Genomic DNA, 21,401 nt, shown 5'->3' on the forward strand with positions numbered 1-21,401 from the left:
GGGTGAGGCTGCGGACGATCCACGTCCGAGTCCTGGCTCAGCTTGCTTCCGACGGGTGACATCGAGGAGCGCGGCGACGTAGATGTGCTAGCCGTGCAAAGTCGTGGCGGTGACCCGCATTTCGACCACCCGGGCCCCTCCGTCGGGCCGGATCAAGTCGATCTCGCTGGTTTGGTGGACGACCGTCGGGGCACCGAACGCGCTGCCGACGAGATCTCCGTTTGGACGGGCGAAGAGCATCTCGGCGGCCGGATTGGCGAGACGGATGATCCCTCGCTCGTCGACGGCGACGATCCCGTCCGCCGACGCCTCCACCGTGTCCTGGTTCCCACCGTCGCGAAACCGCGAGCCGGCGGCCCGCTCTGGCTCGGCGCCTGCCCCAGCACGCTGGTCGGGATGAGGGTTACTCATCGGTGCTCGGCCCTTGTGTTTGCTCGGGCCTTGTCGGCCGCTGCGGATCCGCGACAACGCGGGAATTCGCGGGAGGATGTGGGAGACGCCGCGCAGGGGTTCGCCGATGTGCATTGCCGGCGTTGTCGATCGTCACCTGGCGAATGCTGTGGTCATGCGCGGTGCCCCGGGCCTGCACGACGGCGATGGCCTGCTGGATCTCGCTGGCATGTTCGAAGTTGCGGAGCAGAATCCAGACAAGTCACTGTCCGCATGGCGCCACGGTGCTCGGCGTGGACCTCGCGCAGGCGGGGGTGGTCCCAGCGGGGTGGTCCGACGTTCGCCGGGGGTGGTCCTGGGGACCGGGACCACCCCCGCCTGCGCGGGGAAAACCACCCTGCCTGCGCGTCGATGCCGTCCTCGCCGGCATCACCACCGGCCTCACCGTCCGCTACCGGATCCTGGCCAACCCCACCCGCATCGACACCACCGACAGCAAGAAGAAGCGCCGCTGGCTCCGTGGAGACGACGCACTCACCTGGGGTCGCCGTAGTATGTTGTCCGGCGTTCTGGATGAGGACGTGGAGCCCTGTCGGCGGCTGGCCGCAACCCAACATCGGCCTCGGCGACGTCCGGGTTCGCCTCTCGCGCCCAGTCGGCAGCCGACCGGGGCCCGCACCACGGCAGCGGGGATAGCGAATAGCCGGGTGGGTCACATGCGGCTGTCGAAAGAGGCACGTGATCTTGAGAACGTAGGTCCCCGCGAACGTCACGAACACACCATCAGGTGGTCGGAAAAGTGGGCGTACAGCAGGTCCCGCTGCAGGGCGTGCAGCGACTCGCCCTTGTTGAGCTGCCTGGAGGACAGCGTGCCGGAGCCGAAGACCGGGGTCAGCGGCAGCTTCTGGTGGTAGCTGATCAGCGCCAGGTTCGCCGCGCGCAGCGTTTCCTCCCGCACGTACCACTCGGCGGTCCAGGCCAGGATGTCGTAGGAGATGCCGCAGGCATCGGCCATGCGGGTCAAGCCGAGGTTGGTGGAGTGGCTGAGCAGCACCGCGATCAGGTTCCGCTTCAACTCCGGGCTGCGGGACTGCTTGCCGCCGGCGTGGGTGAAGCAGTCCAGGAATCCGGTGCGCTTGTCCAATCTCGATCAGCAGCGACACGATCGGCGCGAACGGCAGCATCTCGGTCAGCTCGGCCTTCAACGCGATCGCCTCGGCCGGGATGTCCTCCGCCGACAGCGGGGAGATCACCAGATCACCCTCGTCGTCCAGGCGCACCGGCCCGTCGCCGTCGGAGAGGGTGGCTTCCAGCTCGCCCAGCGCGGTATGCAGCTCGTCTTCGACTTCGGCCAGGCCCTTGGCGGCGTCGGCGGGTTTGCCGACCAGCCGACAGAACTCCACCCGCTGATCAGCCCACTTGCTCGGGGTGAGCAGGTAGGCGGCCGGGTCGGAGTAGCGGCGCGAACTCGGAGCGGCGAGATCGCGCTCACACACGAGACATTCCACCAGCTCCAGCCCTGGCGGGCTGCCGCTCATCTGCGTGAGCTACTCATGACCTGCGGTCTGCTGCCCGTCATCGACAAGCAGATCTGCCTGCTCGAACGATGGCTCGCCCACCACCTCGCGAGCATCACCAGCAGCGAGCACGCGCAGATCGTCCGCAGGTTCGCCACCTGGGACATCCTGCCCAGGCTGCGAACCCGTGCCGAGCACAAACCCGTCACCCCGGCAGCACGCACGTTCGCAGGGGACCAGATCAGGCACGCCACCGAGTTTCTCGCCTGGCTCGCCACCCGCCAAAAACTCTCGCCGACTGCCGACAGGCCGATATCGACACCTGGCATGCCGGGCACAACGAGCACGGCCGCAACGCCGTTCGCCGTTTCTTGTTGTGGTGCACGGAAAACAAGCTCACCCGGAAATTCGTGCTGCCATCAGCGAAACCCAGACAGGCCGCCCCGCTCACCCGCTCCAGACGGATCGAGCTGCTGCGCCAAGTCCTCACCGACGCCGACGCGCCACTGCGCAGCAGGATCGCCGCAGGCCTCGTGCTGCTCTACGCCCAGCCGGTCAGCCGCATCGTCCGGCTCACCGTCGACGACATCATCCAGGACGACGACCAGGTCCTCATCAGCCTCGGCGACCCGCCGTCACCGGTCCCTCCGCCCTTCGCCGCGCTGCTGCTGGACTACGCGGCCCACCGCGCGAACATGCACACCGCGACGAACCCCGCCGCCACCTGGCTATTCCCCGGCCGCCGCGCCAACCAGCCACTACGCCCCGAATACCTCGCACGGCTCGTCCACCAACTCGGGATTCCTGCCGCCGCCAGCCGCGGAGCCGCAATCCGCCAGCACCTCCAGAACATGCCAGCCCCGATCGTCGCCGACGCCCTCGGCTACCACCCCGTCACCACAACCAGGCTCGCCACCCAGGCCGGCACCACCTGGAGCCAATACGCCCCTGGCGATCACTCACCGCTACATCCACGGGGAACTCGCGAGCGTTGAATACGCGACCTCACCAGTCAGGGACCCCTACCTGGTCAGCGACGCCGCTGGTCGAGGTACGTGAGTGGTTTCGGGTGCTGTGGCACCCAAAAACGCTCACGGTCCTGGCCACTACAACTGTCCACATAGGACATCGTGAAGCTCGGGATCTCCGGCCGCTGGACAGCTCCGCGACTCCGACCTCGGGCCGTGACCGTTACGCTTGCACCATGAGCGTTACCCAGGCACTGCTCGGTCCGCTGCTGGCCAGCGGGGCGCCGAAACCGCTGATCACGCACTACGACGACGCCACCGGTGCGCGCATCGAGCTGTCCCGCGCCACCACCGCGAACTGGGCGGCGAAGACGGCGAACTGGCTGGTCGACGAGCTCGACCTGGAGCCGGGCGCGCCGGTCCTGGTGGCGCTGCCGGCGCATTGGCAGACCGTCGGGGTGCTGCTGGGGGCTTGGTGGTGCGGGGCGCACATCACGGACGACCCGCAGGGCGCCGAGGTGGCGTTCGTTCCGGCGGCCGACCTGGACCGCGGCAAGGACGCACACACGATCGCCGCCGTGGGCCTGGACGCGCTCGGAGCTCCGGTGCGCGACCTGCCCGGCGGCGTCGCCGATTACGCGTCGGACATCCGCGTGCACGGCGACGACTTCAGCCCGCTCTCGCCGGTCGGCGGTGACACCCCGGCGCTGCTGGAGCTGTCGGTCGACGAACTTGTCACCGAGGCGCGGCAGCGCGCCGAATCCTTGCACATCGGCCGCGACGACCGGGTCATGTCCACATTGGAATGGTGGCTGCCGGGCGGGGTGGTGGACGGCTTGCTCGCGGCGCTGGCCGCGCAGGCCTCGCTGGTGCACTGCACCAACCCGGACCCGCAGAAGCTGGACCAACGCCGCTCCGACGAGCGCATCACCGTCGAGCTGAACTAGGGACTGCCCCCGAGCTCGTTCTGCGTGGCGGTGCGGGTAGCGGAATCCCGGACGCCGCATGGGCTGCGGGATCGCCGGTTCACGCATGCCCTTCGGGACTGCCCTCGCCTGACGACGCCTAAGGACCCGCAGAGGTGCAAGAGCCGTTCCGCCGTTTCCTCAAGGTGAAGGGCGCCTCCTGCCAGTCAGGTTGGCTAAAGGCGCCCTTCACAATTCACTCGATCACGCCGCGGCCTTCTCACTGCGCGTCGCCGACTTGCCATTGAACAGCGCGGCGAGCGTGAAGCGCGGACCGCTGAAACCGAGCGCCAGGCTGGCCGCCGCGAGCACCAGCACGTACTCGAAGCCGCCGTCCGCCGAGAAGAAGCCGCCGCTGAGGTGCGCGGTGAAGATCGCGCCCACCATGACCGCCGCGAGCAGAACGCCGGCGACCGGCATCAGCACGCCCAGGATCAACCCCAGGCCGCCGAGCAGCTCGACCAGCGCGGTGAACCACGCCGCCACCGGGGGCAGGCCCATCTTGCCGAACGAAGCGACGACGTTGTCGATTCCGTAGAGCACGAACTTCTGGTAGGCGTGCGCGAGGAATGTCGCGCCCACGACGAGGCGCGCGACCAGGGCCGTCACGTCACGAAGACTGTGCTGCATGGGAAGAACCTTTCGGGGTCGATGTCTGGCGAGACGCCATCAAGCATTGCATGAACCTTCAAGTACTGTTCCCCGCTGAGAAGATCTTCACAGGTCTCCCGCGATCCGGAACGAGTCCCGCGACAAGTCGCCACAAGAGTGGCAAACGAGTAGTACCACCATGAATACTGGCGGGTAACATCGGGGATATCGCTACCGCTGCTGCCCGGTGGGCCGCTGAGCCCGCTCAGTCACGTCGCGGTGCTCGTCGACTGCATCAGCGCGGCCAGCCCGACCGGACCGATCTTCGGACCGTGGATCAACACCGACATCACGCTCTACCTGCACCGGCCGTTCGAAGGCGAATGGCTCGGCATGGAGATCCAGCGGGAAGGGCAACCCACCGGCATCGGCCAGGTCCGATTTCAATGGAAATTGCGGCAACCCCGGGTGGGGTCAGCGCTGGGTGGCCTTCTCCTGGAGGGCGGTGTGCTTGCCGAGGACCATCTCTTCCAGGTCGGACTGGAACTTGGACATGTCCGCGCGCAGGCGGGCACCCAGCTCTCCGGAGTCCGCCGCCAGCGTCCGGACCGCGAGCAGACCGGCGTTTCGGGCCCCGCCCACCGACACCGTCGCCACCGGCACCCCGGCGGGCATCTGCACGATCGACAGCAGCGAATCCATCCCGTCCAGGTACTTCAGCGGCACGGGCACGCCGATCACCGGCAGCACGGTGGCCGAGGCGACCATGCCCGGCAGGTGCGCGGCACCACCGGCGCCGGCGATGATCACCCGGATGCCGCGGTCGGCGGCGGTGCGCGCGTAGTCGAGCATCCGCTGCGGCGTGCGGTGCGCGGAGTAGACGCCCGCCTCGAACGGCACGTCGAACTCGGTGAGCGCGTCCGCGGCGGCCTGCATCACCGGCCAGTCGGAGTCGCTGCCCATGATCACGCCGACCAGGGGGTTCTCGCCTGCCACGCTCGGACCTCTCGCTTCGCTGCGTCGTGTTTCGTCAGTGGATCTGGTGGCCGTCGAGCCATTCGGCGTGCGACAGCCAGTGTGCGGCCAGCCGCGCCTGCTCCCGCACCTCGTCCATCCGGTCCCCGAGTACGGTCACGTGGCCGAGCTTGCGCCCCGGGCGCTCGCTCTTGCCGTACAGGTGGACCTTCGCGTGCGGGTAGCGGGCGAACAAGTGGTGCAGCCGCTCGTCCACGCCCATCTTCAGCTCGATCGGCGAACCCAGCAGGTTGGCCATCACCACGGCCGGCGCGGTCTGCTCGGTGCTGCCCAGCGGGTAGTCCAGCACCGCGCGCAGGTGCTGCTCGAACTGCGAGGTCCGGGAGCCTTCGATGGTCCAGTGCCCGGAGTTGTGCGGGCGCATCGCCAGCTCGTTGATCATCAGGCCGTCGTCGGTCTCGAACAGCTCGACCGCGAGGACGCCGGTGACATCGAGCGATTCGGCGATCTTCAGCGCTAGGCCCTGGGCCTGCTCGACGAGTTCCGCCGACGCGTTCGGGGCTGGCGCGAGCACCTGTACGCAGATGCCGTCCTCCTGCACCGTCTCCACCAGCGGCCACGCCGCGCCCTGCCCGAACGGCGAGCGCGCGACCAGCGCGGCGAGCTCGCGGCGCAGCGGCACCCGCTGCTCGACGAGCAGCTGCGCGCCACTTCCCAACAGCTCGGTGACGGTGTGCTTGGCGCCGTCCGGGGTGTCGAGCACCCACACGCCACGGCCGTCGTAGCCGCCGCGGGCGGTCTTCAGCACGCACGGCCAGCCGTGCTCGGCGCCGAACTCCAGCACGTCGGCGACCTCGGTGACCTCCGCGAACGGCGGCACCGGGAGACCGAGTTCGGCCAGCTTGCGGCGCATCACAAGCTTGTCCTGCGCGTGCAGCAGCGCATCCGGGGCCGGCTGCACGGAAACCCCCGCCGCAGCCAGCACGCGGAGGTGTTCGCCGGGCACGTGCTCGTGGTCGAAGGTGACCACATCGCACCCCTGCGCGAAGTTCTTCAGCGCGTCGAGGTCCGCGTGGTGCCCGATCTCCACGTTCGGCACGATGAGCGCGGCGGCGTCGTCCGCCGAGGTGGCCAACACCTTCAGCGACTGCCCCAACGGGATCGCAGCCTGGTGGGTCATCCTCGCGAGCTGGCCACCACCGATCATGCCGACAACTGGGGTTCCGGTGCGGTGGTCCACCCCGCAAGCCTAAGGCGCGCACGCCCCGCACCCGCGCGGGGACCGCCCCGACGCGACCCACCTCACAGCGCCGAGGTCCTCGGGAATCGGTCCTCCAGTTTCGATTGAAACTGGAGGACAGGCCGACGGCCCCGGACGACTGGGGACTTGCGCAGTTTCATTTGAAACTGCCGTCACAGGGACGCCAGCAGCTCGCAGGCCTGGTCGTGGTCGTCCGGCAGGAGCTCCTCCCGCAGGAGCAACGGCCCGCAACCGTGCAGTGCCGGGTCCGCCGCCAGGCGGTGCTGGATGGTCCAGCGCGCCTGGAGACAGCGGGCCGGCAGCAGCCGGTCGCGCGACGCGAGCACCACCGCCGTCGCGGACCGCAGCAGCGACGTCGTCTCCCCGCCGTCGAACACGATCCGCAGTGCGTCGGCGATCAGCACCATCGCCATCATCCGCGGGTAGTCGTCGGCGTTGACGGCGAGCGACACAGTCACCAACGCGTGCCCATCACCGGCGGCCCGCCCCTCCACGCGGGCCGCCCGGTAGACCTCGTGCAGCCGGGTGCGCAGGTAGCTGGCCGTGGTCAGGCCGGTGAGCGGGTCCTCCACCTCGCGGCCGACCGACATCCGGGCCACCACGTCCGACCAGCCCAGAGCGGTGGCGCGAACCATCGCCGCCGGCACCGCATCCGGGTCGGCGGACACCAGCCCGTCGTGCTCGCCTTCCGACACCGCGTGCAACGCGGCGAGGTCCTGCAACGTCCCGGCGAGGCCGACACCGGCTTCCGCTCGGGACGCGCCGAGATCCGCCAGCGGATCCGCGAGGTCTTCTTCCGCGACGACCGCCGAACACACCGCGTCGACCGCATCCGACGCCCAGTCGCTCGGAAACGGCCACCCCGCCGCTAGGCTCGCGGTGCGCCAGCGCGACCGAAGCGCCCTGCGCCGCCCCTCGTCAGTCATTTCGTCACACCACAGCGGCCACTCCCTCATGCTCAACGCTCCTCCTCTTCAACAACCCGCCGATGGGACGAAGCAGCGGGTCGCCCATGACGGTGGAGTGAATGGCGCGAGCAATAAGATCCAGATCACAATAACCTTCAACTTTTTCGCGTCATGTCATCTGGCGCAGATGATCGTTAGAACACACGGAAAACGGCGAGCGCCCTGCGGGGAGGTAGGTGCGGCGTGGCGACAGTCCCGGCGGAAGTGCAGGGCCCCAGCGACGGTGAACTGCTGGAAGAGGTCCGCAACGGCTCGTCCGCGGCTTACGCGCAGCTGTACGAGCGACACGTCGCAGCGGCGTACAACATGGCTCGGCAGGTCGCGAAGTCCCCGGCGGAAGCCGATGACCTGGTGTCCGAGGCCTTCGCGAAGGTGCTCGACACGCTGCGGGACGGTCGCGGGCCGAACACCGCGTTCCGCGCCTACCTGCTCACGGCCCTGCGGCACACCGCCTACGACCGGACCCGCCGGGAGCGCAAGGTGCAGCTCGCCGACGACGTCGCGGAGGTGTCCGGCGCCGACGTCAGCGTGCCCTTCACCGACACCGCGGTCGCCGGCCTGGAGCGCACACTCGCCGCGCAGGCGTTCGCGCGGCTGCCGGAGCGCTGGCAGACCGTGCTGTGGCACGTCGAGGTCGAGGGCCAGGCCCCGGCCCAGGTGGCGCCGCTGCTCGGCCTGACCCCCAACGGGGTTTCCGCACTCGCCTACCGGGCCCGCGAGGGACTCCGCCAGGCCTACCTGCAGGTTCACCTCGGGCACCTGGACGACGCCGAGTCCGGCGTCGAGCAGTGCCGGGCCGCCGTCGACCGGCTCGGCGCTTGGACCCGAGGCGGGCTGTCCAAGCGGGAAACGACCCAGGTCGAAGCGCACCTCGACGGCTGCTACCGCTGCCGCGCGCTGGCCGCCGAACTCGCCGACGTCAACGGTGCGCTGCGGGTCATCATCGCGCCGCTGGTGCTCGGTGGCTCGGTCACCGGTTACCTCGCGCTCGCCTCCTCCGGCGAAACGGCCACCGGGGCGGCTGTCGCCGCAGGTAGCGCCTCCGGTGTTGGGAGCGCGGCGAGCAGTGCACCCCGCCAAGCGCTCACTGCCGGAGCGGCGACCGCAGTGCTCGCCGCGGCCATCGCCATCGCCTTGACCTCCGGCACGGAACAGCCGGTGCCCGTCGCGTCGACTCCGCCACCCGCGGTCCAGCCGCCACCTCCGGCTCCGCAGCCCCCGGCTCCGCAGTCTCCGGCTCCGCAGCCCCCGGCTCCGCAGTCTCCGGCTCCGCAGCCCCCGGCTCCGCAGTCTCCGGCTCCGCAGTCTCCGGCTCCGCAGCCCGCGCCGCCGCCGGCGACGCCGAGCCTGAACGCCTCGGGCCCGGGCGAGCCGATCCAGCTGGTCGCCGGGGGAGCACCGGCGGCGTTGCCGATCACGGTGAGCAACAGCGGCTCCGGGCGGTCCGAGCCGGTCATCTCGACGCTGAACCTGCCGCCGGGCGTGTCCGCGCAGCTGCCGACCGCCGTGCGGTCCGGGCCTGCCTCGACCACCCCGCAGAGCTGGGTCTCATCGTCTGCCCCGGCCCGCGTCCAAGCCCCGGACGCGCCGTCGGTGAGGTGCACGAACCAGACCGGCTCGATCGCCTGCACCACCGATCGCGGCCTACGGCCCGGCGAGACGTTCGTCTTCGACTACCGCGTGCAGGCCGACGAGTCCGCTACCAGCGGCGATATCACGGCGCGCATCAACGCCGGCACCGAGATCCAGCTGCACCTGCCGGCGGTTCCGGTCGTGGTCCGCCTGCCGGCACCGGTGGACGGCGTGGACGTCCGGACTTCCGCCTGGAACCCGGGCACGCTGCAGCTGTGCGGCACCGGCAGCTTGGACCACGCGCCGTGGCTGTGCAGCCGGATCACGATCGACGTGCGCAACACCGGGACCAGCACCGGGCGCGCCGTAGCCGTGGCCCAGCTGCCCGAGGGCGTCCAAGCGGCCGGGATGTCGCCGCAGTGCGCCGCCGAGCCCGTGGACCAGCGCCGGATCCGGTGCGCCGCCGAGCTGGCCCCGGGCAAGTCCTTCCACAGCGAAATCTGGGTCAGCGCCCTGCCCGGCTTCCCATGGCCGGAACCGATCGGGACCGGTCTCGTCGAGGCCGACCCGGCAGAGCCAACGCAGGCCGGGGCCGAGCCGGACGCCGGTTGGATCATCCGCTACGTGACAATCCCGGTGTCCGGGACCTTGGGTTCGGCCCGCGACAGTGATCCGGTGTCCGTGCGGCTCTGGTACCCGTGGGTGCCGCCTGCACCGCCGGCGCCGGAACCTCCCGCGCCGACCCCGCCGCCCACGAGCACGCTGCCGGAGTGCCCGTGGTGGCCGCCGGGCTGGGGCTACCGCCCGCCATGGACCCCGCCGGGTTGGAGCGACCGGCCGCCGTGGGACGAGCACGGCTGGGGCGACCGGCCGCCGTGGACCCCGCCACACTGCTGGTGGCCTTGGCCGCCGAACCTATCGCAACCGGCCCCGCCGTCGAGCAGTCCTACGACCACCGCTCCGCCGGGCACGACGCCACCGACCACGACGCCACCGCCCAGCAGCACAACACCGCCCAGCAGCACAACACCGCCCAGCAGCTCGACGACGCACAGCAGCTCGACGACGGATTCCACGACACGCCCACACCCGAGTTAAATCGCCGAATGAAGTCGCTCAGTTGGAGTAGCTCCGTAGACTCGAGGACGTGTCCGCTGTCGATTCGGTACTCGCGCGCATCCCGCAGCCGTACCGGTCCCTCGCGATCCGGCACCGCGAGTTGCTCAAGTTCGGGGTCGTCGGCGCGATCACGTTCTTCATCGACACGGGCATCTTCTACGCGCTGAAGCTGACGATCCTGTCGCCGAAGCCGGTCACCTCGAAGGTCATCGCGGTGCTGGTCGCGACGATCGTGTCGTACGTGCTGAACCGGGAGTGGTCGTTCCGCACCCGCGGCGGTCGCCGGCGGCACTACGAGGCGACGCTGTACTTCGTGATCAGCGGCATCGGGGTCGGGTTGTACTCGGCGCCGCTGTGGATCTCGCGGTACATGCTGCACCTGCAGACGCCCTTCACTAGTCGGCTGGTGGAGGAGATCGCCGACTTCACGTCGGGGCAGATCATCGGGCTGCTGGTCGGCATGGCGTTCCGCTGGTGGGCGTTCCGCAAGTGGGTCTTCCCCGCCGAGCAACCCGACCGGCGCCCCTCCCCCCGCGACCGAATCTCAGCCCGCTGAGACCTGTCCGAACTCGTCCCGCCCAGCGCTGCGGGTAGCGGCTTCCGGCCGTGAGTGCCTTGGGGCTGCAAGGGCTGCCTTGGAAGGTGCTGTTTGACGCGAACCGACAGTTCGCGCCACCTACCGACCCGAACAGGCCGCTCGCTTCACACCCCGGCTGGCGCGTCCGGGCCAGGCCATTCCCGATGGGGTCGTTACCGAATCGCCAGGCACGACGGGTTCACAATCAGCCCCTGCCGGTGCCCCAAACCGCTCGCGAGTTTTGAACAGCGGAAGCGTGGTCTTCGCCAGTTAAGTGCGGTGCCGGGTCAGCGGGGGGTGGACTCGCGGTTCCAGGAAACGCCGAGGATGTCGTCTGCTCGGGCGATCGGGAGGAACACCTCGAACATCGCCGGGCGCGCTTGGCTCAGCTCCAGCCGTCCGCCGTCCGCCTCCACCAGGGCTCGGGCCAGCGCCAGGCCGACGCCGGTCGAGCCCCTCCCGGAGAAGCCGCGCTCGAACAGGTACGGCACCAGGGCATCCGGCACACCCGGTCCGGAGTCGCCGACCTCGACGACGACGGTTCCGCCGCCCTGCCTCGCGGCCAGCATCACAGTTCCCTCGCCGTGCCGCAGCGCGTTGTCCAGCAGCACCCCGATCGTCTCCCGCAGGCGCGTGGGGGTGGCCCGCGCGAGCAGGCCTTCCGACACCTTCAGCCGCAGCGTCCGCCCCGCAGCCTTCAGCGGCTCCCGCCACTCCCCCGCGACATCGGTGAGCAGGCTGGACACGTCCAGGGGCTCGGCGTCCCGAGCGCGCGCCGCGGTGGCCGCCGCGAGCAGGTCGTCGAGCACCCCGGAGAGTCGTTCGGCCTGTTCGAGAGCCGCGCTGGCCTCCTCGGCGATCTCCGGGTCGTCCGCCGCGGCGAGCGCCTCCAGCCTCAGGTGCAGCGCGGTGAGCCGACTGCGCAGCTGGTGCGAGACGTCACCCACGAGATCGCGCTCGCGCTGCACCAGCTGCGACAATGCCGCGCCAGAGGCGTCCAGTGCATCGGCGACGCGGTCCAGTTCCGGGACCTGGTGCCGCTGCGGGTCGGCGCGGAAATCGCCGGCACCGAGCCGGGCCGCACGCGCCGCGACGTGCTTCAGCGGGTCGGCGAGCCGCCGGGCGGTGAGCGTCGCGACGATCATCCCGGTGCCGGCTGAGAGCACCACCAGCATCAACACCAACGCCGCCACCTGGAGCTGCTGGGTGCGCACCGGGGCGCTCGGCGCGGCGATCGTGACCGTGCCGCTCTGCACCATCGGCACGCTCTCCACCAGCGGATCCTGCCCGGGATCCGGGCCGTATACGTAGTCGTGCGCCTGCGTGCGCACGATCAGCCGGGCTCCGTCGGGCACCGCCAGCCGCGCCGCGTTGAGGTCGATCGAGCGCTGCGAGGCGATCTGCTCGTCGAGCAGCGTCGCGATCTGCTGCGCCCGGGTGGTCAGGTCGCCGGCCGTGAGGTCCTGGACGAGCTTCAGCGCGCTGAACCCCAGCGGCAGGCCAAGCACGACCGCGGTGACCGCCACCGCGAGTAGCGTGGCCTGCAGGATCCGGCGGCGCATCGCGGATCAGTCCGCGTTAAAGCGGAACCCGACGCCGCGCACCGTGGCGATCCGGGTCTCGTCGAGTCGGCCGTTGCTGTCGCTGAGCTTCCGGCGCAGCCACGAGATGTGCATGTCCAGCGTCTTGCTGCCCTTGCGGTCGGACTCCGGCCAGACCTCTTCAAGGATCTCCTCGCGGGTCACCACCTGGCCGGCGTGCTGCATCAGCACCCGCAGCAGCTCGTACTCCTTGTTCGCCAGCTGCACCTCGTGCTCGTTGACCAGCACGCGGCGGGCGGTCAGGTCGAGCCGGACGCCGGAGGCCTCCAGGGTCTCCGGGGCGCCGCGGCGTAGTAGGGCGCGGATCCGGGCCATCAGCTCCGCGAGCCGGAACGGCTTGGCGACGTAGTCGTCGGCGCCCGCGTCGAGGCCGACGACGAAGTCGACCTCGTCGGTGCGCGCGGTGAGCATCAACACCGGGAGGCCGCGGCCCTGCGCCCGCAGCCGCCGGCACACCTCCAGGCCGTCCATCTCCGGCAGCCCGAGGTCGAGCACCAGGAGATCGATCCCGCCCGAAGCGGCGGCGCGCAGCGTCGATGGGCCGTCTTCGCTCACCTGCACCGAATAGCCCTCGCGCTGCAGCGCTCTGGACAACGGCACAGCGATGGCCGGGTCGTCTTCTGCCAGCAGCACCACGCTCACGCCTTCCAGACTAGAGGGCGCAAATGATCACGTCCGGTGTCCTGGGCGATTCGCCGGAACCGGCTGGTTGCGGGCCCTTCGCGGATCGCCGGGCGCAGCGGCTAGGGTTCCTGCGTGACCCGCGATCTGGACCTCGCCCTGCACCTCGCCGACGTCGCTGACGGGATCACCGTCGGCCGGTTCCGGGCCCGGGACCTGAGCGTGGACCGCAAGCCCGACCGCACACCCGTCACCGACGCGGACCTCGCGGTCGAGGACGCGGTGCGCGAGGTGCTCGGCGCACAGCGCCCGGACGACGTGGTCGCGGGCGAGGAACGCGGCGGCGCTGCCGGGGCGGGCCGGGCGTGGGTGCTCGACCCGATCGACGGCACGAAGAACTTCCTGCGCGGCATCCCGGCGTGGGCGACGCTCATCGCGCTGGTCGACGGCGGCCGACCGGTGGTCGGCGTGATCAGCGCCCCGGCGCTCGGCAAGCGCTGGTGGGCGGCGGCCGGGGCGGGCGCCTGGTGCCGCACCGGCGACGCGGAGCCGGAGCGGATCGGGGTGTCCGGGGTGCGAAACCTCGCCGACGCGTACGTGTCGACGACCCACCTGGGCACGTGGGTGGAGTACCACTCGCGGGAGTCCTACCTGCGGCTGATCGACGCCTGCTGGGAGAACCGGGCGTTCGGCGACTTCTGGCACCACTGCCTGGTCGCGGAGGGCGTGATCGACATCGCCGCGGAACCGATCGTCAACCCGTGGGATGTGGCGGCGGCCCAGGTCCTGGTGGAGGAAGCGGGCGGCACCTTCACTGACCTGTCGGGAAATCCCCGCTACGACGGCGGAAGCGCCCTTTCCACCAACGGCCACCTGCACTCGGAAGCCCTGCAGCTCCTGCAGAAGTAGGGTTCCGGCGGCCGGGCGCGAGGTCGGGCGACGCCCGACCGCCGGGAGGACCGGCGCTCAGTCGGGGAGGGGCAACGCGCCGATCCGGTCTGGGGGTTCTCGACGGGGTCGCAGCAACCGGTGCCGCCCCACGTATTCGGCAGTGGCTCGCCGTTCCTCCTCCGCGGCAAGCGAATCCTGGATCTGCCAGACCGTCGTAGCACCGTCACCGGCACCCGTGTGCTGCCCGGAGCAGTTCCGCACATATCCCGCGACGATGTGGCAGAGGATCAGCAGCAGCGTGCCCGCGCCGACGGCGATGGCGTGCTGCACAGCAGTCCAGATGAGCTCATCGATCATGGTGGCCCCCTCAAAAGTCCCAGTTCCGGCCGGTGAAGCCGCGTTCACCGACCGCATCGGTACACTGTGGACACCGCTCGGTCACGGCTGCGGACCGTGGAGTGCGGCCCGCGAGAGTGGCGAACGGAATCCGCATCCACACCTCGCACAGCGAAGGAACCCACCCGCCGCCGTACTGGGCCCCCGGCCGAACCGGCGTCGCATGCCGCCGATCCAACCCGATCCCCACGATCCAGTAGACCTCTTGCGTCTCACTCCGATACGGATCCGCCAGCATCCTTAACCCCACTTTCGAAGTAATCGCAGATCAACGGCTACGAAAATGGAGATTAAGGAGTTAATCTTGTTTCATCGAATCCGAGACAGTGCAGGTCAGAGCGACGCCGCTCGTCGACTCATCTCACCACTGGGACGCGTTGACACCAGAAACGAAAGGTCGAAGCATGAGCGAGAACGGGCGCGCGTCTCAAGTCGGACTCGGTGTGCAACTGCGGAAACTTCGGGAAAAAGCCGGAATGACCACCCGATCAGTGGCGACCGCGCTTGGCATCTCACCGTCATCGGTAAACAGGAACGAGCTTGGGCAGCGGATGCCGAGCCGCGACGAGGTTGGGGCCCTGTGCGCGCTCTACGGTGTAACCGGAGAGCAGAAAGTTCTTCTCATCGATAGAGCGGGAAAGAGCGCCAAGTCCGCTTGGCTGGAGCTGGCTTCCAAGGTGTCGGATCAGCAAGCGACGATGCTGGTCCTAGAACAAGAGGCGACTTCGATCGTCGGTGTCGAAAACACGCTGATTCCTGGGCTTGCTCAAACAGCCGAGTACGCACGCCTACTAATGTCGATGTCCGCGCTACCCGGTCAGGACTTGGAGAATCGGGTAGCCACCCGGCTCGGGCGGCAAGCAGTGCTGTCGCGGCCGAGCGCCCCGGAGGTCAGGTTCTTCCTCGACGAGGCTGCGCTGCTCCGCACCATGAGCGATGTCCGCATCATGCGTGAACAGCTCGAGCAACTGCTGATCTTGCAGCGCAGGGACAACGTCTCGCTGCGGATGGTGCCGTTGACCGCAACGCCGCACCCGGCCTTGGATGGATCTTTCTCCCTCTACGAGCTGCGCGATGGCACCTCGCACGTCTTCGTCGAAGCCCGCTACTTCGCAGTCGCTCTGACAGAGCCTGCCGACGTGGAGCCATTCATGAAAGCCTGCCAAAAGCTGGACGACTGCGCGTTGGACAAGGAAGAGTCGACCTGCTTGATCAAGGACATCGTGGGGAGGCTCGGCGATGAGTGAACTGGTGTGGCGGAAGAGCAGCCGAAGTGGCTCCGTGCACAACTGCGTCGAGGTGGCGATGACGCCGGATGCGACGGCCGTGCGGGACTCCAAGGACCCCGACGGCGGCACCCTCGCCTTCAACATCGGGCGCTGGCACAGCTTCTTATCCGCCATCAAGGCCGGCCACTACCGGTGAGGCGCCGCGCAGATTGGGACAGGCCGGGTGGCGATTTCGCGCGAAATCGCCACCCGGCAGGCGTGGGGAGTGGCGATTTCGCGCGAAATCGCCACTCCCCAAGGACCTTGGGCGAGCGGCCGGTCAATCCGTTGGTTTGCCCCTGTTCAAGAGGCGGGCGTAGGCGGAGCCTGCCGCCAGGAGGATCAGGCCCGCGCAGAGGAAGGCGATCACCCGGGCGAAGCCGTCCAGGGTCGCCAGGTCGAACAGCAGCAGCTTCGCCAGGGACACCGCGATCAGCACCAGGCCCGCGATGCGCAGGTGCTTCACCCGGACTCCCCGCAGCAGCAACGCGATCGCCGCCACCACCCAGCTCAGGGTGATCAGGATGTGGCCGGTGAGGAAGCTCTCCCGTGCGTCGCTCACCAGCAGGCACGCCGCCATCGTCGCGCTCGCCGTTGCGTACAGCAGCGCCAGTCCCGATGCCGCCCACAGCGGCAGCGACCCCGGCAGTTCCGCCAGCTTCCCGATCCGAGTCGCCGCGACCGGCAGGGCCACCGCCACCAGCGCGACAAGCAGTCCGGCCAGCAGGCCGCGGATCCCGGTGCCGCCGTCGTGCCAGAGGAGCGCGGTGATCGGCAGCTCGTTGAAGAACGCCAGCAGGAACCCGAAGGTCGCGTAGCACGTCGCCCCGAACAGCACTCCCGGGCTCCGCAACAGGAATCCGCCGACGCTGAGCAGCAGCGCTTCGCACAGCAGCGCCGTTCCCCAGCTCGATGAATCCAGGAAGGTCAGGGTCGTCTGCACCGCGGCGACAGCGGCCATGCCGCCGACCGCGGCGACGAACCGGCCCGACAACCGGTTACGGAACGCGGGCGTGAACCGCCCGGCCGCCCAGATCCCCACCAGCAGCACGACCATTGCGGTGCCGATCGCGCCCGCCGCCGGACGCTCCAGCATCAACGGCCCGGTTAGGAAGGCCGGCGTCGGTGCGGCGATGAGCAGACCGATGGCCGTCCCATCTGCATCCGGCCGGGCACCTGCGGTGATCGCCGCGACCGCCACGCCGAGCACCGCGGCGGCGAAGATCGCGACCACGAGCGCGGTGTCGTGAATCCAGATCCCCCGCACGCTAGCTGCCAAAGCAGCCAGCACGGTGGGAACTCCGGCCGCCACCGCGAGGCCAGCCCAACCCCGTCGCACCTGCACCGGGGTCGCCGCGACCTGCACCAGCACTACGAAGCCGACGAGCAGCGAATCCGCCGTCTGCGTGATCAGCGGCGCGCAGATCGCCGAGCTGAGCACCACACCGAGGGCCAACGGCTGCGCCCGCCACCGATCCGCGAGCGCCAGGCCGGCGACGCTGACCGCGAGGCCGACCCCGAGCCCGGTAGGCACCGGCAGGTAGTCGTAAAGCGCGGTGGCCGCCACCACGTCCAGGAACAATGCGCCGAAACCCGTTGTGGCGAGGGCGAATCCGGCGATTCGACCCGCCCCGCCCGACTCGTCGGCCGCGGACCGGCGATGCATCCACCACCCGGCCGGGACCAGCAGCGCGGCGAGCACCGCGCCACCAGCGACCCGCGCGCCCGGCCCCAACCATTCCTGCTGCACGGCGAGCACCAGCAGGAACACCACGCCCAGCAAGGTCACCCCGGCGCCGACCCAGGCCAGGACGCGGCTCGGTTCCAGGTCCGCGCCGAACCGCTGACGCGCATCCCCAGCCGGGACCTGCGACAACCCCGGATACGGCCGCGGTGCCGCCCGCGGCTGCATGGCGGCCGGTTGTTGCGCATAAACCTGATAGTGCTGCGCAGCAGCGATTTGCTGTTCGGGTCCAACCGGATACTGCATCGCAGCCGGTTGTTTCGCCGAAGTATGAGTCTCAGCCGCAGCAGTTTCTTGCTCGGATCCCGCCGGATGCTCCGGTGCTGGAGCCTGACGATGCTCCGCAACGTCAGATTGCTGCTCGGACGTGGCTTGATGCGGCTGCGCAACCGGATACTGCTGCGTTGCAACCGGATACTGCTGCTTTGCAGCCTGTTGCTGGCGCGTTGCAGCCTGTTGCTGGTGCGGGAGCTGTTGTGGCGCCTGCAGCTGGGCTTGCACCATGTTGCCCAGGTACGTCAGCCGCTGGCCGATGGCGTGCAACTCACCTGCGACCAGTTGCAGTGCTTCGCCGGGCTGTTGTTGCGACATGGTCCTGAAGTCTGCGCGCACTCCGGCACACCAGCATCGGTAGCACTACTCAGATGCGATCACAGCTTGATACGGATGCGCACCGAAGCCGGTCGTGAGCCCACAACCAGGCCAGGAACTGCGGAAACCGCGAAACCTCCGGCTCACGCGCGATGTGCGGGGGTGCCCTTCGCCGGCGTGCTGGTGACGTCGACCGGGCCGACGGCCCCGCGCAACGCCTGGGTCCAGGTGAGCCTGCCGAACAGGTAGAAGCACGCCACCTGCTCGCTCGTGAACCGCGCCCAGTCGTAGCGATTCCCCTGCTCGCGCCAGAAGACCTCCCAGGCCGGGGCGCCGTCGACCTCATCGCGCACCAGGCACCAGGCGTCGTCTGCCTCGGCCCCCACGGACACCAGGTCTTCCGGGACGCCCATCGCCACGAGCCAGCCGAGCACGGATTCGGTGTTCACTTCGCGGCCTCCTGCGCCGTCCCGCCATCAGTTGTCGCCGGACCGTCGTCCGCCTCATCGCGCGCGATCCGCAGCTTCGACGCCACGCCGGCCTCGGCCGCCTTGACCTCGACATCGTCCCTGGTGATCCGCTCGGTCGAAGCCACGGCGGTCTTCCCGTCATCCTCCGAGGTCGCCTCATCGCGCGGAGAATCGACGGTCGAAACCACCGCCCCTCCGTCTGACATATCCTCGCGGGCGATGCGCAGGGTCGCCGCCTCGGCGACCTCCCGCGCCTTGGTCAGCTCCACCAGGTAACCGAGCCCGACGAGATCGATCAGCGAATAGGTCGCGCGGTAGCGCTTGCCGCCACCGGGCTGCGCGAACCACGGCGCGGCAACGGCCTGCCACACCGGCAGCGGGCGCATGACCCGATACCGCCGGTAGTCGCGCTCGTCATACGCGGCGGGCAATGACCGCTGCGCGAAAGGCGTTGCAGCGGCGAACAAACTGCGGCCGTCGCCGCTGCCCAGGCAGTCGAGCACCGTGTCCGGCTCCAACACCACCGGCTCCGCCGATTCCACGCCGCCCTCCGGGAACTCCGCCGCCGGCGGCCACGCGTACTCGCTCCGCTCGCCGACGCGTGCCAAGAACCGGCGCTCCCACTCCGGCTCGCTGAGCTCGCCGAGCGGCTCATGGCCCTCGGTGAGCTCCGCAGGCAGCTGCTCGGGCTCGCTCCGCTCGGCCCGATCGCGCTGCGCTGCCGCATAAACCTCGGCCGACCGCGCGCGCTCCAGCGCATCGCTGTCGTCCACCAGGTGCGACTGTGGGTGGTCCTGCGGCGGGAAGCTCAATCCGGGCCGGTCCTCCTCGACCGCCTCCGGCACCGGCAGTTGCCTGCTCGCCCTGCTCGCCGCGACGGGCATGTAGCCGATCGGGAACTGGTGCAGCACGAACGCGACCACATCCGCGTTACGGCTGCCCTGCCGCAACGGGCGCTGCGGCGCGTCCGGCACCGCCGGAGCGGGCGGCTGCGCCGGAGCCGGAAGCGGACGCAACGGAGCGCGCTGCATCCGCTGGTGCGTCTGGGGCTGGTGCGTCTGAGGCTGGTGCGTCTGAGGCTGGTGCGTCTGAGGCTGGTGCGTTTGAGGCTGCGGCGCCTGGGGCTTGTGCGTTTGAGGCTGCGGCGCTTGAGGCGCCTGCGAGCCGGGAGAGCCGAAGGCGATCGGGCCGCGCGGAGCGACCGGCGGCATCGGTGGGCGCGCTGCGGCCGCCGGAGGCGGAGCAGCCGACACCGGCGGAGCCCCCGGCGCACCGGGCTGCGCCACGAAGTGGCCGCCCGGAGCCGCCGGAGGCGGCGGAGCGAAGCCCTGCGACGGCGCGGCCGCGCCCGGCAGCGGCGGCTGCGGAGCCTGCGGCGAAGCCCAGGCGGAGTGCACCGCGTGCGGCGCTGTGCTGGAGGCGGGGTCGCCGCCCTCGGGCGTCCAGCCCGAGCGGGCGGAGTCGCCGATCATCGGGATCGGGCCGGTGCCCGCGTCGGCGAGGCCTGGGGCCCAGCCGCCGGGATCGACCTTGACCGGGCCGGTGTGCTCGGCATCGCCCTGCCAGGGACCTGCGGTTCGTGCAACTTCTTCGACAGCGCCGTGCGCACCTGCTGCGACACCCCCAACTGTTCCGTGCGCAGATCTACCGACACCTTCGACCGCGCCCCCGACGTCCCCAACAGTGTCACGCGCGGCCCGGCCGACGCCCCCCGCAACACCACCAACGGTCTCGTGCGCGGTCCGGCCAATCCCTTCCGCAGCGCCACCAACGGCCTCGTCAGCGACCCGCCCGACACCGTCAGCGGTCTCGCTGGCGACCCGCCCGACACCGTCAGCGGTCTCGCTGGCGACCCGTCCAACACCGTCAGCGGTCTCGTCAGCGACCCGTCCAACACCGTCAGCGGTCTCGTCAGCGACCCGTCCAACGCCGTCGACAGCTCCATGCGCAGTCTCGCCAACAGCACCGGCCGCCCCGGACACAGCATCGGCCCCGTGGGTCACAGCCGCATCCACTGTGGACGATGCTGCGCCCAGGGCGCCACCGTGTGCGGACAACAGGCCTTGCGAGCCGTGCGGTTCCACCAGCACGCCGCTGTCCAGGTCCACCGCCGACGTCAGCGTGTTGTGGACCTGCGCCACGTTCGCCGCCGCGCCGTTCAGCGCCGAGTCCAGCGCGGCCAGCGCCTGCGGATGCCCGGCGGCAGCCGCCTGTTCGGCCGCGTCGGTCTGCTTCGCCAGCACCACCAGTTCCCGCACCAGCTGAACTTTCGCCGCGCCGACCTGCTCGGCCGCGTGGTCCAGGCGGTCCGCAGCGGCTCGGCACTGCTTGGCCGATGACGGCAGCACCCCGTCGTCGGCGACCAACTTGTCCCAGTCCCGGCGCGCCGCCTGGGCGGCCTCGCCGTCGAACGCACCGAGCGCGCCCTGCGCAGTGCGGTCGGCGGCACTGGTGAGCGCCTCGATCGACTTCGCCGCGTCCCGCCACGCCGACGCCGACTCCCGCATCTTGTCCTCGTCGGCTTCCGGCCACTTCGCGCCAGCCCGCGCCGCGACATCCTTGAGTTCGGCGGGAAGTTCGATGCCCACGCGCCGGTCACCCCCGCCCGGCTAGTCGGCCGAGCACGTCGGCGTTGCCGGCGTCGGCCTGCCCGGTCGTGGCGACGGTCGCGGCGAACTTCTCGCCCATGTCGTGCAGCCGCCCGGACATCGCACCGAGGTCGTCCAGCGCCTGGCCGGCGCGCCCGCAATGGGTGCGGGCGAAGCTCACGCCGATTTCGTCGCCGCCCCAGCAGTCACCGGCGACGTCGAGCGCCTCGCGGAGGGTGTCGGCGATCCGCTGCGCCTGCCCGGCGAGGCCGCCGAACTCCCCGGCATGCTTGGTCAGCTGCCCGAGATCACTTCGGAAGCCGCTCAT

At 70.0% G+C, this 21,401-nt stretch carries 20 protein-coding genes; 7 read left to right on the forward strand and 13 right to left on the reverse strand.

Annotated features, from left to right (window positions below):
* Positions 1–87: 87 nt before the first annotated feature.
* Both ACRXBZ_RS14630 and ACRXBZ_RS14635 read right to left on the reverse strand, forming a co-directional pair.
* Complete coding sequence (locus ACRXBZ_RS14630) at positions 88–411, reverse strand: PAS domain-containing protein (RefSeq protein ID WP_433879594.1); 324 nt, start codon at positions 409–411, stop codon at positions 88–90.
* Positions 412–1,159: 748 nt separating this feature from the next.
* Positions 1,160–1,534 (reverse strand): Tn3 family transposase, encoded by a 375-nt coding sequence (locus tag ACRXBZ_RS14635; protein ID WP_433879595.1) that lies wholly within the window; start codon positions 1,532–1,534, stop codon positions 1,160–1,162.
* 783 nt (positions 1,535–2,317) lie between these two features.
* On the opposite strand from ACRXBZ_RS14635, the gene ACRXBZ_RS14640 reads away from it, so the two are divergent.
* A complete protein-coding gene (locus ACRXBZ_RS14640) occupies positions 2,318–2,902 on the forward strand; it encodes a hypothetical protein (protein WP_433879596.1) in 585 nt (194 codons plus the stop codon).
* Positions 2,903–3,111: 209 nt separating this feature from the next.
* On the forward strand, positions 3,112–3,822 hold the full coding sequence (locus ACRXBZ_RS14645) for a TIGR03089 family protein (protein ID WP_433879597.1): 711 nt from the start codon (positions 3,112–3,114) through the stop codon (positions 3,820–3,822).
* Between the two features lie 222 nt (positions 3,823–4,044).
* Here ACRXBZ_RS14645 and ACRXBZ_RS14650 read toward each other — a convergent pair whose 3' ends face one another.
* From ACRXBZ_RS14650 to ACRXBZ_RS14665, 4 genes are all read right to left on the reverse strand, one after another.
* Positions 4,045–4,470, reverse strand: coding sequence for a DoxX family protein (locus tag ACRXBZ_RS14650; RefSeq protein WP_433879598.1), 426 nt, complete (start codon positions 4,468–4,470; stop codon positions 4,045–4,047).
* Positions 4,471–4,905: 435 nt separating this feature from the next.
* A complete protein-coding gene (gene purE / locus ACRXBZ_RS14655; RefSeq protein ID WP_433883882.1) occupies positions 4,906–5,394 on the reverse strand; it encodes a 5-(carboxyamino)imidazole ribonucleotide mutase in 489 nt (162 codons plus the stop codon).
* Between the two features lie 67 nt (positions 5,395–5,461).
* The gene (locus tag ACRXBZ_RS14660; protein ID WP_433879599.1) at positions 5,462–6,646 is read right to left on the reverse strand and encodes a 5-(carboxyamino)imidazole ribonucleotide synthase; all 1,185 of its coding nucleotides are present in this window, start codon (positions 6,644–6,646) and stop codon (positions 5,462–5,464) included.
* A 173-nt stretch (positions 6,647–6,819) separates the two neighbouring features.
* Positions 6,820–7,593, reverse strand: coding sequence for a hypothetical protein (locus ACRXBZ_RS14665; RefSeq protein WP_433879600.1), 774 nt, complete (start codon positions 7,591–7,593; stop codon positions 6,820–6,822).
* Between the two features lie 225 nt (positions 7,594–7,818).
* Between ACRXBZ_RS14665 and ACRXBZ_RS14670 the strand changes: the two genes are divergently transcribed.
* The gene (locus tag ACRXBZ_RS14670) at positions 7,819–10,305 is read left to right on the forward strand and encodes a sigma-70 family RNA polymerase sigma factor (RefSeq protein WP_433879601.1); all 2,487 of its coding nucleotides are present in this window, start codon (positions 7,819–7,821) and stop codon (positions 10,303–10,305) included.
* A 49-nt stretch (positions 10,306–10,354) separates the two neighbouring features.
* Positions 10,355–10,882, forward strand: a complete 528-nt coding sequence (locus ACRXBZ_RS14675) for a GtrA family protein (protein ID WP_168585275.1) — start codon at positions 10,355–10,357, stop codon at positions 10,880–10,882.
* 308 nt (positions 10,883–11,190) lie between these two features.
* Here the strand turns inward: ACRXBZ_RS14675 and ACRXBZ_RS14680 are convergent, their stop codons facing one another.
* Both ACRXBZ_RS14680 and ACRXBZ_RS14685 read right to left on the reverse strand, forming a co-directional pair.
* Positions 11,191–12,465, reverse strand: coding sequence for an ATP-binding protein (locus ACRXBZ_RS14680; protein ID WP_168585276.1), 1,275 nt, complete (start codon positions 12,463–12,465; stop codon positions 11,191–11,193).
* Positions 12,466–12,471: 6 nt separating this feature from the next.
* Complete coding sequence (locus tag ACRXBZ_RS14685; protein ID WP_168585277.1) at positions 12,472–13,146, reverse strand: response regulator transcription factor; 675 nt, start codon at positions 13,144–13,146, stop codon at positions 12,472–12,474.
* A gap of 114 nt (positions 13,147–13,260) precedes the next feature.
* Between ACRXBZ_RS14685 and hisN the strand changes: the two genes are divergently transcribed.
* Entirely contained in the window at positions 13,261–14,034 is a 774-nt protein-coding gene (gene hisN / locus ACRXBZ_RS14690) for a histidinol-phosphatase (RefSeq protein WP_433879602.1), read from the forward strand.
* Positions 14,035–14,091: 57 nt separating this feature from the next.
* Here hisN and ACRXBZ_RS14695 read toward each other — a convergent pair whose 3' ends face one another.
* Positions 14,092–14,373: a hypothetical protein gene (locus tag ACRXBZ_RS14695; RefSeq protein WP_433879603.1), complete on the reverse strand. Its 282-nt coding sequence runs from the start codon at positions 14,371–14,373 to the stop codon at positions 14,092–14,094.
* Positions 14,374–14,816: 443 nt separating this feature from the next.
* Between ACRXBZ_RS14695 and ACRXBZ_RS14700 the strand changes: the two genes are divergently transcribed.
* Complete coding sequence (locus tag ACRXBZ_RS14700; RefSeq protein WP_433879604.1) at positions 14,817–15,659, forward strand: helix-turn-helix domain-containing protein; 843 nt, start codon at positions 14,817–14,819, stop codon at positions 15,657–15,659.
* Complete coding sequence (locus ACRXBZ_RS14705; RefSeq protein WP_433879605.1) at positions 15,652–15,837, forward strand: DUF397 domain-containing protein; 186 nt, start codon at positions 15,652–15,654, stop codon at positions 15,835–15,837. The genes ACRXBZ_RS14700 and ACRXBZ_RS14705 overlap by 8 nt, the downstream gene beginning before the upstream one ends.
* Positions 15,838–15,960: 123 nt before the next feature.
* On the opposite strand, the gene ACRXBZ_RS14710 is transcribed toward ACRXBZ_RS14705, so the two are convergent.
* The 4 genes from ACRXBZ_RS14710 to ACRXBZ_RS14725 all read right to left on the reverse strand — a co-directional run bounded on the left by ACRXBZ_RS14710 (position 15,961) and on the right by ACRXBZ_RS14725 (position 21,401).
* Positions 15,961–17,670 carry a DUF2339 domain-containing protein gene (locus ACRXBZ_RS14710; RefSeq protein WP_433879606.1) on the reverse strand — a complete coding sequence of 570 codons (1,710 nt, stop codon included), beginning with the start codon at positions 17,668–17,670 and terminating at the stop codon, positions 15,961–15,963.
* Between the two features lie 488 nt (positions 17,671–18,158).
* The gene (locus ACRXBZ_RS14715) at positions 18,159–18,464 is read right to left on the reverse strand and encodes a hypothetical protein (protein ID WP_190821272.1); all 306 of its coding nucleotides are present in this window, start codon (positions 18,462–18,464) and stop codon (positions 18,159–18,161) included.
* Positions 18,461–21,073 carry a TNT domain-containing protein gene (locus ACRXBZ_RS14720; RefSeq protein ID WP_433879607.1) on the reverse strand — a complete coding sequence of 871 codons (2,613 nt, stop codon included), beginning with the start codon at positions 21,071–21,073 and terminating at the stop codon, positions 18,461–18,463. Before ACRXBZ_RS14720 ends, ACRXBZ_RS14715 begins: the two co-directional genes overlap by 4 nt.
* A 7-nt stretch (positions 21,074–21,080) precedes the next feature.
* On the reverse strand, positions 21,081–21,401 hold the full coding sequence (locus ACRXBZ_RS14725) for a WXG100 family type VII secretion target (protein WP_433879608.1): 321 nt from the start codon (positions 21,399–21,401) through the stop codon (positions 21,081–21,083).

Origin of the sequence: Saccharopolyspora hattusasensis (genome assembly GCF_050972075.1) — a bacterium.
GTDB lineage: Bacteria > Actinomycetota > Actinomycetes > Mycobacteriales > Pseudonocardiaceae > Saccharopolyspora > Saccharopolyspora hattusasensis.

Bases quoted from the DNA above. Each gene is read 5' to 3' on its own strand.
- ACRXBZ_RS14630 (WP_433879594.1), bottom strand. From the start codon at position 411: ATGAGTAACCCTCATCCCGACCAGCGTGCTGGGGCAGGCGCCGAGCCA.
- ACRXBZ_RS14645 (WP_433879597.1), top strand. From the start codon at position 3,112: ATGAGCGTTACCCAGGCACTGCTCGGTCCGCTGCTGGCCAGCGGGGCG.
- ACRXBZ_RS14650 (WP_433879598.1), bottom strand. From the start codon at position 4,470: ATGCAGCACAGTCTTCGTGACGTGACGGCCCTGGTCGCGCGCCTCGTC.
- purE (WP_433883882.1), bottom strand. From the start codon at position 5,394: ATGGGCAGCGACTCCGACTGGCCGGTGATGCAGGCCGCCGCGGACGCG.
- ACRXBZ_RS14665 (WP_433879600.1), bottom strand. From the start codon at position 7,593: ATGACTGACGAGGGGCGGCGCAGGGCGCTTCGGTCGCGCTGGCGCACC.
- ACRXBZ_RS14680 (WP_168585276.1), bottom strand. From the start codon at position 12,465: ATGCGCCGCCGGATCCTGCAGGCCACGCTACTCGCGGTGGCGGTCACC.
- ACRXBZ_RS14695 (WP_433879603.1), bottom strand. From the start codon at position 14,373: ATGATCGATGAGCTCATCTGGACTGCTGTGCAGCACGCCATCGCCGTC.
- ACRXBZ_RS14700 (WP_433879604.1), top strand. From the start codon at position 14,817: ATGAGCGAGAACGGGCGCGCGTCTCAAGTCGGACTCGGTGTGCAACTG.
- ACRXBZ_RS14705 (WP_433879605.1), top strand. From the start codon at position 15,652: ATGAGTGAACTGGTGTGGCGGAAGAGCAGCCGAAGTGGCTCCGTGCAC.
- ACRXBZ_RS14710 (WP_433879606.1), bottom strand. From the start codon at position 17,670: ATGCAGTATCCGGTTGGACCCGAACAGCAAATCGCTGCTGCGCAGCAC.
- ACRXBZ_RS14725 (WP_433879608.1), bottom strand. From the start codon at position 21,401: ATGAGCGGCTTCCGAAGTGATCTCGGGCAGCTGACCAAGCATGCCGGG.